Here is a 13,560-nt window from a genome sequence, read left to right as displayed (position 1 = left end):
ACTGTGCGGCATGCGACCCTTTTCCTTATCGAATCGAACGGACGTCAGTCAGCAAAGCTTGCAACACGCCTTCGGCGCTCTTCCGGATGCGGCATCGTGAACGAACGCAACTTCCGTTTGACCGCCGCCGTGGTCGCGAGCGCGCTCTTCATGCAGAACATGGACGGCACCATCGTCGCGACGGCGCTGCCGACCATGGCCCGCGACCTTCATGTCGATCCCGTCCATCTCAGCAGCGCCATCACCGCCTATCTCGTCGCGCTGACGGTGTTCATTCCCGCCAGCGGCTGGGTCGCCGACCGCTTCGGCGCGCGGCGCGTGTTCATGTGGGCCATCGCGACGTTCACGCTGGCATCGATAGCCTGCGCGGCCGCGATGAACCTGCCGCAATTGCTGGCCGCCCGCGTCGTGCAGGGGCTCGGCGGCGCGATGATGGTGCCGGTCGGGCGGCTGATCCTGTTTCGCGGCGTCAAGCGCGAAGAACTGCTCCAGGCCACCACCTGGCTCACGATGCCCGCGCTCGTCGGCCCGTTGCTCGGCCCGCCGCTCGGCGGCTTTCTCACCGATGCCCTCAGCTGGCGCAGCATCTTCTGGGTGAACGTGCCGGTGGGCATCGCGGGCATGTTGCTGACGTGGAAGCTGCTGCCGCCTTCGCCGCCCGAAAGCCGCACGCCGCCCGACCTGCGCGGCATGCTGCTGTCGGGCGCATCGCTGAGTCTGTTCATGATCGGGATCGAAAGCGCTGGGCGCGGCGTCCTGCCGGACGGCGTGCCCTGGATCTGCATGGCAGCGGGCCTGCTGCTGTTTCGCGTGACGGTGCTGCATTGCCGCCGGACGGCGAATCCGGCCATCGACTTCTCGCTGCTGTCCATTCCCACCTTCCATGCCGCGACGGTCGCCGGCAGCCTGTTCCGCGCGGGCGCCGGCGCGCTGCCGTTTCTCGTCCCGCTGACCTTGCAGACCGGCTTCGGCTACAGCGCGACGGCCAGCGGCCTCGTGACCTTCGCGAGCGCCCTTGGCTCGTTCTGCATGCGCCCAATGACCGCGCTCGCGCTGCGGCATTTCTCGGTGCGCACGGTGCTGTGCGCGGGCAGCGTCTGTTTCGCGGCCGTGCTGCTCGCCTGTTCGACGATGTCGCAGGCCTGGCCCGCCGCTGCGATCTTCCTGCTCCTGCTGCTCGGCGGCCTCGGCCGCTCGCTCAGTTTTGCGACGATGGGCGCGCTCGCCTTCGCCGACGTGCCAAAACCGCGCCTGGCCGCCGCCACGTCGTTCCAGGGAACCGCACAGCAGTTGATGAAGGCGCTCGGCGTCACGGTGGCGTCCGGCACGATCCAGGCGACCATGCTGGCTTCGGGCAGCGTCCAGACCGAACGCTGGCAACTGGCGTGCGGTTTTGTCGTGATCGCGCTGGTGGTGCTGGCGTCCCTGCCGATGTTCCTGCGGCTCTCCACCGACGCCGGCGAGGGCATCTCGGCCCCGGCCGTCAAGCGAGCCGGGCCGACGTAAATCGTTCCGATTCCCGCAACGAAACTTCAGATTAAAGACAAGTCCATGATCCACAAGGAATTTTTATGTGGCTATAATGCGGCTCCGTCATGACTTCCCCGATCCGATGCGTCGAAACCTTGTCCTCTCTGCGGCCTTCGCCATCGCGCTGAGTTGCGCGTCCGCTGCCTTCGCGCAGCAGACTGTCCCGGCAGCCGGCGATTCCGCCGTTCAGCAGGACCCGAAGGCAGAGCAGGCAAGTCACAAGATGTCGGAATATCTGACACAGAAGTTCGGCGTGGCGCGCGAGAAGGCGCAGACCATCGCCTCGGCAGTGATGACATCGGCATCGAAGTATTCGCTTCCGCCCGCCTTGTTGCTCGCGATCATTTCGATCGAATCGCGTTTCAAGGAAACCGCCCGCGGACCGAACCACGCAACCGGGCTCATGCAAGTGGTGCCCTCGGCCCACAAGTCGCTGGTGCGCAACATCGACCTGACCGATCCGGAAGACAACATTGAGGCAGGTTCGGCGATCCTGCACGGTTACATGACTTCCGCACAGGGCGATGTCGATGCGGCGCTGAAGAGCTACGGCGGATCGCGCGCCTATGCCGAAAAGGTCAGCCTGCGCGCCAGGACGTTCGAGCCGGCCGCAGCGGCCGAACCGGCATCCGCGGCCGGAAAATAAAAAAGCGCCGCATAGGCGCTTCACGCTTTCTTCAATCTTCCTGCTTCAAGCAACGCCGCCAGGCGGATGCCGCAAGTACGTCCCGTCGACGTCGCGGCGATCGCACCCATCGGGGCGTGTTCATCGGTCCATCAATAGGCCTTCTGCGTGCCGCTGCCGTTCGACTTCATGCCGCCCGAATTCATGTTGCCGTTGTTCGGGGCGCTGCGCTGCACGGTTCCCTGATCCTGGCCCATGCCATTGGTCGCGTCATTGCCCATGCCGCTCTTGGCGCCCGTGCCCGTGCCGGTCGTGCCGTCGGACGAACCGCCCATGCCGGTGCCGCCCATGCCCACGCCGCCGCCCTTGCCCGCTGCGCCCGAGCCGGCGCCCGCCGAACCGTTGCCACCCGCGCCCGCCGAACCGCCCGCAGCAGCACCGCCACCCGCCCCTCCGCCGGCGCCGCCGCCCGCACCGCCGCCACCTCCGCCTCCCTGAGCATAGGCACCGCCCGACAGGCCCAGCACCAACGCCGATATCACCAGCTTCTTCGCAGTCGCATTCATTTCGGATCTCCAGAGTTTGCGTGTCGGCTGCGACGATGTTCTTGCCTCTGCAGCCGTATTCGCATTAGCGCAAGCGACGTGCCGCGCATCCCTGGTGATCCGTCTCGCCCACTCCGCCAGCTAGCCCGATTGCCTCCACCCCCCGTCAGCGCGGGCGCCGTCACAAGTGAAGTTCAATTCGCCGGGCGGATAGCTGTCCTCCATCGTTCGGAAAAAGAAGACGCGAATTTCCCCTCAAGCGAATCGTGCATCCCGACTACCGCGAGCGGCGCACCGACGCTTGCCTCAATAACCGCACGGCACATAGCCGCCGCGATAGTTGTCATAGCAGTAGCCAGCGGGCTGCGCCGGTTGCGCATATACGGGTTGCGCATAGGCCGGTTGTGCGTACGCGGGCTGTTGATAGACCGGTTGTGCATAGGCCGGTTGCGCGTTCGCCACTGACGACACCAGCGCGCCCAGCACCGCGCCGCCAATCAATGCACCGACGATCGCCCCGCCATTTCCGCCGCCGCCGTGATGACCGCCATAGCCGCCGCGTCCATGTGCCGAGGCCTGGCCCGCCATCGTCAGACTGCCGATCATCAGGAACACAATTGCTGCGCGTTTCATGAGCTTCTCCATTTCCCGTTTAGCCGGGTTGATGGGAGTCATCTTAAGCAGTCAGCTAAGAAATAACTGATGCAGTTGGTAACCGCGCATTTCAAAAATTACAAGTTGGGCGGCAAGCATTTCTCCAGCAAATTTGCTTGGAAAATTGCTTGGCGCATTCAGCTTCTTATGGATCACCAACCAGCATCGGAAGTTACAAATGGAATTGAATTTGCCGCCTGGATAACAGTTTCTGCCATGGGTCCGGTAAAGCGAAGCCGCAATGGCCGACCACGCGAATCGCGCTTACCGGCGCCGTTTCACTTGCTATCCACTGGTTACCGTTTGTCACGAGAAACGAGTCAACTCCATCGATCAACACGGCGTTATGTCCGACAGCGCGGCGTACTACGCCACGCGCTCACCATAAAAGAATCAGGGAGTGTCAAACCATGAAGAAACTCGTCGCTGCTCTCGCATCCGCCATGCTCGTGACCACCGTTTTCGCTCAGACGGCCACCACCGACGCAGGCAAGGCACAACTCAAGGCAAACCAACAAAAAGCCGAAGCTCAGGCAACGGCCAACCAGAAGAAGGCGGACGCACAGCACGATGCCGCGAAGGCTCAGGCATCGGCGAATGAAGACAAGGCATCGGCACAAGCCGATGCCAACAAGGAAGCCGCGAAGGTAGCGCAGGCGACCACGCCGGAGCAGGCATCCGGTGCGCGCGGCGACGCCGCCAAGGCGCAAGCCAAGGCGAACAAGAAGAAGCATTCCGCACAGTCCAAGGCAGACAAGAAGAAACAGGACGCCGCCAAGGATGCCGATGTAGCTCAGGCAAAGGCCGACAAGCAAAAAGTCGAGGCACAAAGCGACGCAAACAAGGCGGCCGCCGATGCAAAGATCGACGCGGCAAAGAAGTAAGGGAGGTCCGCGTCATTAGCGCATCGCGCACCGGATAACTGCTTGAGCATGCATCCGGTGCGTTCGATTCAAGCGAGCCTGCGGGCTCGCTTTTTTTGCGTGAGGCAAGCGCAGGTTCAAAAATTTGCTCCATAGCGGCCTATCATGATGGCAACTCACCGCATCGGGAGACGACCGTCATGCGCACACTGACCGAGCATCTGTCGCAGTACGCGGCTTATCATCGCGACACGCGCAATGTCGCGACGCATGTCATCGGCATTCCGCTCATCGTTCTGGCTATCGCCGCATTGCTGAGCCGGCCCGCATGGCCTGTCTTCTCCGGCGCCTTTCCCTTGACGCCCGCCGTCATCCTCTTCGCGCTTGCCACACTCTTTTATCTCAGGCTCGATCTGCCGCTCGGCTTCGGCATGGGCATGGTGTCGGCGGCGAGCGCGTGGTTCGGACACTGGGTCGCGATGCAGAGCACGACGCTCTGGCTGGTGATCGGCGTCGGCATGTTCGTGACGGGCTGGGCCTTGCAGTTCGTCGGGCATCTGCGCTTCGAACATCGCAAGCCCGCTTTCGTCGATGACGTCGTCAGCCTCCTGATCGGACCGCTCTTCATTCTGGTCGAGTTGCTGTCGGCACTGGGACTGCGACGCGATCTGTACGTCGCCATCCATACGCCAGACACCGTTACGCGCTGATCAATCCGTGCGCTCGATCTCCTCCGCCACCGTCTCGTGTTCGACGCCCGCATGGTGTTCGCTCACCGGCAGCATCCGCCGCATCGTGCGTTCGCGCATCAGCAGCCGCGCGCTGTGGATGCCCGTCAGCACGACCGCGAGCCAGATCGGGATATAAGTGCCGAGTTGCGCCGCCGAGAACGGCTCGCCCAGCAACAGCACCGCGACGCCCACCAGCAGCACGGGCTCCACGTAACCAAGAATGCCGAACAGCGCCAGCGGCAAATGCCGGCTCGCGCGCAGATACGAAGCCAGCGCCAGCGTGCTCAGCGCGCCGAGTCCGGGAAGCAGCAGCAGCCACAGGTGCGGCGCGCCCGCAACCACGCCGAACGAACCACGCACGCACAGCATGACGACCGCGACGGGGGCGATGAACAGAATCTCCATCGCGAACGAGACGAGCGGGTCGACATCGAGCCGGCGCCGGATCATGAAGTAAGGCGGATAGCCCAACATGACGACGAGCGTCGGCCAGGCGAACGCATGCGTCATGGCAAGCTCGTGCGCCACGCCAACCGCTGCCGCCGCCACGCCCGCCCACTGGAACGCGTCGAGCCGCTCGCCGTAATGGAAGCGGCCGAGCAGCACCATCGCAAGGGGAAGCAGGAAGTAGCCAAGCGACACCTCGAGCGCGCGCCCGTGCAGTGGCGCCCAAAGAAAGATCCACAGTTGCACGCCGAGCAGGGCGGCCGCCACCACGAAGGCGGCCAGTAATCGCGGCATGCGCACGAGCTTCGCGGCAAGCGCGCGAAATTGCGGCCAGCGCCGGCGCAGGACAACGAGCGCCAACGCACCCGGCAGCGTCCAGACGATGCGCCAGGCGAAGATATCGAGTCCGTCGAGCGGCGTGAGCCACTTCGTATAACCGGACATGAGCGCGAACAGCGCCGACGCGCTCACGGAGAGCGCGATGCCGCGCCCCAGGTCATGCTGATTCATCGAGAGAAGCGCCGTGCGCCGAAGGGGGTAAGCCCGCCATTGCTGCGGGAATGACGAGAAAGGCGCATTCTAAACGGGCCGGAACCTGCTACCCGCCCAACGCTTCTCCGGAAATGCGCGGCAGCGTGCCCGCTTCTTGCTTCGCGTGTTGCTCGTCCCGCACGCTCAAGGTGTCTCGAATTGGCTTGAACCTCGCTGCGCGAGCCGTGTCTCTGACGGTTCACACACGGTCCGATGTGTCTTCGGCCGGTCACGACGACCGGTCATCCTTGGCGAACCGGCAGCCTGCCGGCTCGTTCCCGTTCACGTCGCAGCATCCGCGGCATCGTCCGCACTCCCACGCCGCGCCACCGTCGCCGATGCCCGCGACGGCGCTCACAAAAACGCCGCATGAATGGAGACGTCATGACTCAACCCGCCCTGTCGCCCCGTTTTCCCAATGCCTTCGCCGAGGCGGTCCACACCGGTCTCAGCAAGCAGCCGCAGAAAGAACTGCCGTCGATGTATCTGTATGACGAAGTGGGCTCGGCGCTCTTCGAAGTCATCACCGCCTTGCCCGAATACGGCGTGACGCGCGCCGAGGAACGCGTGCTGAAAGACCACGCCACCGACATCGTCGCGGCCATGCCGGGCGACATCCAGGTCGCGGAACTGGGCAGCGGCAGCGGCCGCAAGACGCGCCGCATCCTCGAAGCGCTGTGTAAGAAACAGCCCACCGCTTACCATCCGATTGAAATTTCGCGCACCGCCCTGCAGTTGTGCCGGCGCGAACTGGGCGACATCGAACGGGTGTCGATCGTCGGACACGAGCGCGATTACCTCGCCGGCCTCTCCGAAGTCAGCGCGAAACGCAAGGACGGCGAGCGCCTGCTCGTGCTGTTCCTCGGCAGCACGATCGGCAATTTCGCGCGGCTCGCGGCGACGCGCTTCCTGTGCTCGATCCGCGGCATGCTCCAGCCCGGCGACGCGCTCCTGCTCGGCACCGATCTCATCAAACCGCTGCCGGTCCTGATCTCCGCCTATGACGATCCCATCGGTGTCACCGCCGCGTTCAACCTGAACATGCTGGCGCGCATCAATCGCGAATTGGACGGCGATTTCCCGATCGATGCCTTCGAGCACGTCGCGCGCTTCAATCCCGACGCACGCAGCATCGAAATGCATCTGCGTGCCAAGCGCGCGCTCACGGTGCAGGTGCGCGGCGCGGATCTGCGCGTCGGGTTCCGCGAGGGCGAGACGATCTGGACGGAAAGCAGCCACAAGTACGCGGCCGACGAAGTCGCGCCGATCGCCGCCGACGCGGGCTTCGAATGCACGCATCAGTGGCTCGACGAGGAATGGCAGTTCGCGGAAAGTTTGCTGGTGGCGCGTTAAGAGACGTCAGTCGGGAGGCGTGAAAGCGCGGCGTTCAGTGCTGTTCGAAGCGCTCGTAACGCTTCTCGACGTGACGCTCTTCGCTGTGGAATTCGATGACGCGGGCATGCGGCGGTCCGCGCCGCAGCCACTCGAGCATCAGGTCGACCTGATTTGCCGCGCCCTGCACCACTGCCTCCACCGAGCCGTCCTCCAGATTGGCAACCCAGCCGCGCACGCCGAGCGCATGCGCGCGGCGCACTGTGTGATGACGAAAGCCGACACCCTGCACGACGCCTCGCACATGCACGTAATAGGTTTCGATTCTCGTATCCAGGTCTGGAACGGTCATCGCGCTCTCCCTTGTTTGCTGGTCATAGGCCGCATTGTAGACACGCGCGGCGGCGCGCGTCGCGGCCGGCCGACCAGCGGCGCTCAGCTCAGGCGGAACGGCTGCGCGACATCAGGGCTCTCGCCCGTGCGCGGACGCGGCACGCGCGGCAAGGTCACTTCGAACACGGTGCCGGTGTCATTGGTCGAACGCACGCGCACCTCGCCGCCGTGCATCTCCGCAATCTCTCGCGTGATGTAGAGCCCGAGTCCCAGCCCGCTCGATTCACTCTGCCGCCGGCCCGAACGGTACGGCGCGAAGATGGTCGGCAGGACGTCGGCGGGGATCGCACCGGCGTTCTGTACGGTGATGCTCACGCTGTCGGCGGAGCCGTCCAGGCGCACCTGGATGGCCGAGCCTTCGAGACCGTGCTGGAGCGCATTGCCGATCAGGTTCGAGAACACTTGCGAGAGGAGATCGCCGTCGCCCTGCAGCAGCGTGTCGCCCTGGCGCAGCACGAAGATGCGCCCCTTGCCCACGCGCGCCTCGTATTCATCGACGATGTTCTTCGCCAGCGTGTTGAGTTCGACCGCGCGCGGCTGCAAGGTCACGCGCCCGCCGCGCAGGCGCGCGAGGTTCAGCAGCTGATCGACCATGCGCACCATGCGCATGCCGCTCGACTTGATGCGCGTGCCGATGTTGGCGACATTCTCGTCCTGCACGAAACGCGCGAGATATTCCGCCGAGGCAATCACCGCCGACAGCGGCGTGCGCAAGTCATGACCGAGCACGGCCATCAGCATCTCGTTGGCGTCGAGCAGTTGCTGCACGGTGGCAAGCTGCGTCGCCAGCTGCTGCTTCTGCCGTTCCATCTGGATGAACACATCCACCTTCGAGTTCAGGATGCGCGAGTCGAACGGCTTGTAGAGGAAGTCCACCGCGCCCGCTTCGTAGCCGCGGAACGTGCGGTTCGCTTCCTGCGCCGTGGCCGTGAGGAAGATGATCGGCACGTGCGCGGTGCGCGGGCTGCCGCGCATCAGTTCGGCAAGCTCGAAGCCATCCATGCCGGGCATATTGACGTCGAGGATCGCGAGCGCGACTTCGTGCTTCAGCAACAGTTCGAGCGCCGCCGGGCCGGACTCGGCCTTCAGCACCGAAAGATCCGGCCGCGCGAGGGATGCCTCGAGCGCCGTGATGTTGTTGCGGATGTCGTCGACGATCAGCACGTGGATGGGTTGCGTCATCGGGTGACTCCTTGCCTTGCCTGTGTCGTTGGCTGCGCTCGTTGGCGCATTCATCAATGTGCTCATTGACGCGCTCCCGGCGCCTTGCCCGTGCACTGCGCGAGCCGCAGCGCCATCTGGTCCAGCGTCAGCACGTCGCTCACATCGCCCTCGGCGATCGCCGCCTGCGGCATCGCGGGCGCGGTGGCCGTCACCGGGTCCTGCGCCCAGCACACGCCGCCCGCCGCGCGGATGGCGCGCGCACCGCGTGCGCCGTCGTCGTTCGCGCCCGACAGCACGATGCCGAGCAGCCGCTCACGCCAGGCATGCGCCGCCGATTCGAACAGCACGTCCACGGACGGCCGCGAAAAGCGCACCGGCGGATCCACCGACAAGGCGATCGACGGCGCCGCGCCGCCTTCCGCCTCAACCAGCATGTGATAGCCCGGCGGCGCGAAATACACGCGGCCCGGTGCGATCTCGTCCTTGTCGAACGGCTCCGCGATCTCGAGCGCACAGCGCGACGCGAACAGTCCGGGCAACAGGCTCGGCTGTCCCTGACGCACATGCACGACCACCAGCACCGGCGCCGCGAACGTCTCCGGCAAGGCGGGCAACAACTGGCTCAAGGCCTCGACGCCGCCCGCCGAGGCGCCGATCACGACCGCTTCGATGCGCTGCGCGTCGAACATCGTCACACCTTCTGGTAGAGCCGTTCGCGCGGATTGAAGTCCGCGAAACGATCGGCATGGGTCGAAAAGCGCAGGCTCTCCTTGCTGCCGAGACCGAGAAACCCGCGCCGCACGAGCGAGTCGCTGAACAGGCCGAGCGCGCGGTCCTGCAGCGCGCGATCGAAGTAGATCAGCACATTGCGGCACGACACCAGATGCGCTTCGAGGAACACGCTGTCGGTGGCGAGACTGTGATCCGCGAACACCACGCGCGACTTGAGCGCCTGCGAGAACTTCGCCGCGCCGTAAGCCGCGTGATAGTAGTCGGAGAGCGACCGCTTGCCGCCCGCCGCCAGATAGTTCTGGCTGAATCCCGCCATGCGCTCCAGCGGATAGATGCCGCTTTCCGCCTGGCGCAGCGCCTCGGCGTTGATGTCGGTGGCGTAGAACACGGTGCGCTCGGCGATCTTCTCTTCCGCGAACAGCACCGCGAGCGACCACAGTTCCTCGCCGCTGCTGCACCCCGCCACCCAGACCTTGATGGACGGATACGTCTGCAAAATTGGCACGACCTGCTCGCGGATCGCGCGGAAGTATTGCGGGTCGCGGAACATCTCGCTCACCTGCACCGTCAGGTACTGGAACAGCCGCGCGAACAGCGCCGGGTCGCGCAGGATGCGCTCCTGCAGATGCGACAGCGTCGGCACGTTGAAATCATGCACGGCCTGCGCGAGCCGGCGCCTCAGCGAACTCACCGAGTAATGCCGGAAGTCGTGCTGATAGCGCAAGTAGATCGCTTCCAGAATCAGCTTCAGTTCGATGTCGAACGTCGCTTCTTCCTCGTTCCTGGCGTCGTTCATTGCAGAGGTTGGTCCGGTCATCGCTGGCGCAACCACACGCGGCACAACGACACGAGCTTATCCACGTCGATGGGCTTCGATATGTAATCGTCCGCACCCGCCTCGAGACATTTCTGGCGATCGCTCTGCATGGCCTTCGCGGTCAGCGCGATGATCGGCAGGCGTGCGTGCTCCGAGCGCTTGCGGATTTCGGTCATCGCGGTGAGGCCGTCCATCTCCGGCATCATGATGTCCATCAGCACGAGGTCGATGTCATTGCGGCGCGCCAGCGCCTCGAGCGCCTCGCGGCCGTTGCGGGCGATTTCGAGCGTCGCGCCCAGCGGCTCGATCACACGCGACAGCGCGAAGATGTTGCGCACGTCGTCTTCGGCCAGCAGGATGGTACGGCCTTCGAACACGTCGTCGCGCTGGCGCGCCGCGCGCAGCATGCGTTGCTGCTCGGGCGGCAGCGCGCTCTCGACACTGTGCAGGAACAGCGTGACTTCGTCGAGCAGACGCTCCGGCGACTTTGCGCCCTTGATGATGATCGATTTCGAATAGCGGCGCAGGCGCTGTTCTTCTTCCTGCGACAGCAGCCGCCCGGTGTAGACGATGACCGGCGGCGCCGCGACCCCGCCTGTCGTGGACACGCGTTCCAGCAGTTCATAGCCGGAGCCGTCGGGCAGCGCGAGATCCATGACGATGCAGTCGAACACGCCGCGCTGCATTTCATCGAGCGCCTCGGCAATCGAGCCTGCTTCGACGATCGCCACCGTTTCACTCGCAAGCAGCGCGTGGATGCTCTGGCGCAGCGCCGGATCGTCCTCGATCACGAGCACGCGGCGCACGCCCTGCGACGAACGCGCCTCCAGCTTGCGGATGGCGTTGGCGAGATCGTCGCGCGCACTCGGCTTGAGCGTGTAGCCGATGGCGCCGAGATGCAGCGCGACATCGGCGTGATCCGTCGCGGACACGATGTGAATCGGGATATGGCGCGTGAGCGGATCGTGCTTGAGCCATTCGAGCACCGTCAGGCCGGACTGGTCCGGCAAGCCGATGTCGAGCAGGATGCCGTTCGGCTGCAGCGAGCGCGCGAGTTCCACGCCTTGCGTCGCGGTGGCGGCGTGCACGCAGTCGAATTCGAGTTCGTGCGCCAGATCGTAGAGGATGTGCGCGAACGGCTGATCGTCTTCGATGACCAGGATCACGCGGTCGGGATGGCGCCGCTGCGCGCGGTCGTCGGCGATGCCCACGGCTTCCGGGAACGTGGCGACGGGTTGCACCGGAATGGGCGCCGGAATGGACACCGGCATGGGCGCGGGGACAACCGGCGCATTCAGCGCCGCTTCCGGCTCGCCCAGCGGACCTGCCGTTTCCAGCTTCGCCGTGACGGTGCCCTCGCGCGCGGTCATCGGCAGGGTGACGGAGAACACGCTGCCGCGGCCCAGTTCGCTCGATACCGCTACGGAACCGCCCAGCAGACGCGAGAACTCCCGCGAGATCGACAACCCCAGGCCGCTGCCGCCATATCTGCGGCTCGTGGTGCCGTCGGCCTGCTGGAACGCCTGGAAGATCAGGTCCTGCTTGTCGCGCGCAATGCCGATGCCGGTGTCGCGCACCTCGAAGCGCAGCGCGTTGTCGCCCGAACGCTGCACCGCGACCGTGACGCTGCCGCGCTCGGTGAACTTGAACGCGTTCGACAGCAGATTGCGCAAGACCTGCAACAGCCGCTGGCTGTCGGTGACGAAGTAATCCGGCACGCCCGCGCCACGCTCGGTGAGAAACTCCAGTCCCTTGCTGCCGGCCACCGGCATGAAGGATTGCTTGAGCGCATCCAGGATGGAATCGACGGCGGCGGGCGCGAACTGCACGTCCATCTGCCCGGCTTCGACCTTCGACAAATCCAGAATGTCGTTGATCAATGCGAGCAGGTCGCTGTTCGACGAGTGGATGGTCGCCGCGTAGCGCACCTGTTCGTCCGACAGATTGCCCTGCTTGTTGTCCTGCAGGAGCTTGGCGAGGATCAGCGAGCTGTTGAGCGGCGTGCGCAATTCGTGCGACATGTTGGCGAGGAATTCCGACTTGTACTGGCTCGCGCGCTCCATTTCCAGTGCGCTGGCCGTCAGTTCCTGCTGGGCCTGCAACAGTTCCGCCTTCTGCCGCTCCAGATGTTGCGTATGTTCTTCGAGCTGCACGTTGGTCTGTTCGAGCTCGGCCTGCTGCTGTTCGAGCCGCGCCTGCGAATCCTGCAACGCACGGCCGCGTTCTTCCAGTTCCTCGTTCGACACGCGCAGTTCTTCCTGCTGCACCTGCAATTCCTCGCTCTGGCGCTGCGTTTCCTCCAGCAGTTCGACCAGGCGCGCACGATAGCGCGATGAGCGCAGCGCCATGCCGATCGGCTCCGACGCCATATCGAGGAGCGCGCGGGCATCGTCAAAACGGCCCTCATTGCCGACGAAACCGAGTTCCAGCGCGCCCGCCGCCTCGCCGTCGGCGAACAGCGGCGCGATCACGACGCGCGTCGCCGCCGCCGAGCCCAGCGCCGAGCCGGCTTTCAGATAGTGAGACGACGCGTCGCGCAATTCGAGCGGACGCCCTTCGATGATCGCCTGGCCGACCAGCCCCTCGCCGCGCGCAATGCGGCGCGGCGCGCTATCGTCTTCCGGCAGCGCCCAGCCTGCGACCCGCACCAGCGCGTCGCCGTCGAGCGCATAGACCACGCCGACCTTCGCATCCACGTACGGGACAATCGAACGCAGGATGCTCACGCCGATCGAAGCGGGAGACTGCTCGCCGCGCAATTGCAGGCCGAGCTGCACGATGCCCTGTTGCAGCCAGGCGGTGCGTTGTACCGCGAGCCGCGATTTGATATACAGGTGCGCCACCGCCGCAAGCACGAGCAGCACGAGAATGCCCATCGCGCGGTTGAGTTGCAGCACGTCGTGGCTGGCGCTCGGATCGGCGACGGAGAATACGTATCCCGCGATCATCAGCGCCGAGGAAGCCACCGCGGTGACGATCGGCACCGACGGCCGGTCCACCCAGACGCACATCACGACCGGCAGCATGTAGAACACCCAGATTGCGACGCGCATCGGCGTCAGCACGTCGATGGCAAACACCACGGCGAGCGTGATCCCGATCGCGAAATAGATCCAGGAAGAGAGGTTCCGAGTGGCTTGAGGCATCGTTCACCGGTTATGTTCGAGTTTTGCGCGACGCTCGCGCCGGTAGCAGG

General features: G+C 65.0%; 14 protein-coding genes. 6 read left to right on the top strand and 8 right to left on the bottom strand.

What is annotated here, in order from left to right; translation table 11 throughout:
• The first annotated feature begins 96 nt into the window (after positions 1 to 96).
• The gene (locus tag QCE64_RS28295) at positions 97 to 1,506 is read left to right on the top strand and encodes a DHA2 family efflux MFS transporter permease subunit (RefSeq protein ID WP_310007525.1); all 1,410 of its coding nucleotides are present in this window, start codon (positions 97 to 99) and stop codon (positions 1,504 to 1,506) included.
• A 106-nt stretch (positions 1,507 to 1,612) separates the two neighbouring features.
• Positions 1,613 to 2,176: a transglycosylase SLT domain-containing protein gene (locus tag QCE64_RS28290; protein WP_310007524.1), complete on the top strand. Its 564-nt coding sequence runs from the start codon at positions 1,613 to 1,615 to the stop codon at positions 2,174 to 2,176.
• A 131-nt stretch (positions 2,177 to 2,307) separates the two neighbouring features.
• On the opposite strand, the gene QCE64_RS28285 is transcribed toward QCE64_RS28290, so the two are convergent.
• Both QCE64_RS28285 and QCE64_RS28280 read right to left on the bottom strand, forming a co-directional pair.
• Positions 2,308 to 2,721 (bottom strand): hypothetical protein, encoded by a 414-nt coding sequence (locus QCE64_RS28285; RefSeq protein WP_309934335.1) that lies wholly within the window; start codon positions 2,719 to 2,721, stop codon positions 2,308 to 2,310.
• Between the two features lie 285 nt (positions 2,722 to 3,006).
• Complete coding sequence (locus tag QCE64_RS28280; RefSeq protein ID WP_309934333.1) at positions 3,007 to 3,333, bottom strand: hypothetical protein; 327 nt, start codon at positions 3,331 to 3,333, stop codon at positions 3,007 to 3,009.
• Positions 3,334 to 3,402: 69 nt separating this feature from the next.
• Between QCE64_RS28280 and QCE64_RS28275 the strand changes: the two genes are divergently transcribed.
• The 3 genes from QCE64_RS28275 to QCE64_RS28265 all read left to right on the top strand — a co-directional run bounded on the left by QCE64_RS28275 (position 3,403) and on the right by QCE64_RS28265 (position 4,927).
• Positions 3,403 to 3,768 carry a hypothetical protein gene (locus tag QCE64_RS28275; RefSeq protein WP_309934331.1) on the top strand — a complete coding sequence of 122 codons (366 nt, stop codon included), beginning with the start codon at positions 3,403 to 3,405 and terminating at the stop codon, positions 3,766 to 3,768.
• Positions 3,765 to 4,238: a hypothetical protein gene (locus tag QCE64_RS28270; protein WP_309934329.1), complete on the top strand. Its 474-nt coding sequence runs from the start codon at positions 3,765 to 3,767 to the stop codon at positions 4,236 to 4,238. The genes QCE64_RS28275 and QCE64_RS28270 overlap by 4 nt, the downstream gene beginning before the upstream one ends.
• A 179-nt stretch (positions 4,239 to 4,417) precedes the next feature.
• Positions 4,418 to 4,927, top strand: a complete 510-nt coding sequence (locus tag QCE64_RS28265; RefSeq protein ID WP_310007523.1) for an Mpo1-like protein — start codon at positions 4,418 to 4,420, stop codon at positions 4,925 to 4,927.
• On the opposite strand, the gene rarD is transcribed toward QCE64_RS28265, so the two are convergent.
• Positions 4,928 to 5,905: an EamA family transporter RarD gene (rarD, locus tag QCE64_RS28260; protein WP_309925522.1), complete on the bottom strand. Its 978-nt coding sequence runs from the start codon at positions 5,903 to 5,905 to the stop codon at positions 4,928 to 4,930.
• A gap of 405 nt (positions 5,906 to 6,310) precedes the next feature.
• Between rarD and egtD the strand changes: the two genes are divergently transcribed.
• Positions 6,311 to 7,279 (top strand): L-histidine N(alpha)-methyltransferase, encoded by a 969-nt coding sequence (gene egtD, locus QCE64_RS28255; protein ID WP_310007522.1) that lies wholly within the window; start codon positions 6,311 to 6,313, stop codon positions 7,277 to 7,279.
• A 34-nt stretch (positions 7,280 to 7,313) separates the two neighbouring features.
• On the opposite strand, the gene QCE64_RS28250 is transcribed toward egtD, so the two are convergent.
• From QCE64_RS28250 to QCE64_RS28230, 5 genes are all read right to left on the bottom strand, one after another.
• Positions 7,314 to 7,610 carry an acylphosphatase gene (locus QCE64_RS28250; RefSeq protein ID WP_310007520.1) on the bottom strand — a complete coding sequence of 99 codons (297 nt, stop codon included), beginning with the start codon at positions 7,608 to 7,610 and terminating at the stop codon, positions 7,314 to 7,316.
• 83 nt (positions 7,611 to 7,693) lie between these two features.
• Positions 7,694 to 8,833 carry a hybrid sensor histidine kinase/response regulator gene (locus QCE64_RS28245; RefSeq protein ID WP_309925518.1) on the bottom strand — a complete coding sequence of 380 codons (1,140 nt, stop codon included), beginning with the start codon at positions 8,831 to 8,833 and terminating at the stop codon, positions 7,694 to 7,696.
• Positions 8,834 to 8,895: 62 nt separating this feature from the next.
• Positions 8,896 to 9,504, bottom strand: a complete 609-nt coding sequence (locus QCE64_RS28240; RefSeq protein WP_309925517.1) for a chemotaxis protein CheB — start codon at positions 9,502 to 9,504, stop codon at positions 8,896 to 8,898.
• Between the two features lie 2 nt (positions 9,505 to 9,506).
• On the bottom strand, positions 9,507 to 10,343 hold the full coding sequence (locus QCE64_RS28235; protein WP_309925516.1) for a CheR family methyltransferase: 837 nt from the start codon (positions 10,341 to 10,343) through the stop codon (positions 9,507 to 9,509).
• A gap of 17 nt (positions 10,344 to 10,360) precedes the next feature.
• A complete protein-coding gene (locus QCE64_RS28230; protein WP_309925514.1) occupies positions 10,361 to 13,510 on the bottom strand; it encodes a response regulator in 3,150 nt (1,049 codons plus the stop codon).
• Between the last annotated feature and the right edge of the window lie 50 nt (positions 13,511 to 13,560).

The sequence above is a fragment of the Caballeronia sp. LZ043 genome, from assembly GCF_031451075.1.
Classification (GTDB): Bacteria; Pseudomonadota; Gammaproteobacteria; order Burkholderiales; family Burkholderiaceae; genus Caballeronia.
This window is presented reverse-complemented; position numbering and strand designations above follow the sequence as displayed.

Excerpts from the sequence above, each read along its gene's own strand:
- QCE64_RS28275 (WP_309934331.1), top strand. The coding sequence starts at position 3,403 with ATGCAGTTGGTAACCGCGCATTTCAAAAATTACAAGTTGGGCGGCAAG.
- QCE64_RS28265 (WP_310007523.1), top strand. The coding sequence starts at position 4,418 with ATGCGCACACTGACCGAGCATCTGTCGCAGTACGCGGCTTATCATCGC.
- egtD (WP_310007522.1), top strand. The coding sequence starts at position 6,311 with ATGACTCAACCCGCCCTGTCGCCCCGTTTTCCCAATGCCTTCGCCGAG.
- rarD (WP_309925522.1), bottom strand. The coding sequence starts at position 5,905 with ATGAATCAGCATGACCTGGGGCGCGGCATCGCGCTCTCCGTGAGCGCG.
- QCE64_RS28280 (WP_309934333.1), bottom strand. The coding sequence starts at position 3,333 with ATGAAACGCGCAGCAATTGTGTTCCTGATGATCGGCAGTCTGACGATG.
- QCE64_RS28230 (WP_309925514.1), bottom strand. The coding sequence starts at position 13,510 with ATGCCTCAAGCCACTCGGAACCTCTCTTCCTGGATCTATTTCGCGATC.
- QCE64_RS28250 (WP_310007520.1), bottom strand. The coding sequence starts at position 7,610 with ATGACCGTTCCAGACCTGGATACGAGAATCGAAACCTATTACGTGCAT.
- QCE64_RS28285 (WP_309934335.1), bottom strand. The coding sequence starts at position 2,721 with ATGAATGCGACTGCGAAGAAGCTGGTGATATCGGCGTTGGTGCTGGGC.
- QCE64_RS28240 (WP_309925517.1), bottom strand. The coding sequence starts at position 9,504 with ATGTTCGACGCGCAGCGCATCGAAGCGGTCGTGATCGGCGCCTCGGCG.
- QCE64_RS28245 (WP_309925518.1), bottom strand. The coding sequence starts at position 8,833 with ATGACGCAACCCATCCACGTGCTGATCGTCGACGACATCCGCAACAAC.
- QCE64_RS28270 (WP_309934329.1), top strand. The coding sequence starts at position 3,765 with ATGAAGAAACTCGTCGCTGCTCTCGCATCCGCCATGCTCGTGACCACC.
- QCE64_RS28235 (WP_309925516.1), bottom strand. The coding sequence starts at position 10,343 with ATGAACGACGCCAGGAACGAGGAAGAAGCGACGTTCGACATCGAACTG.
- QCE64_RS28290 (WP_310007524.1), top strand. The coding sequence starts at position 1,613 with ATGCGTCGAAACCTTGTCCTCTCTGCGGCCTTCGCCATCGCGCTGAGT.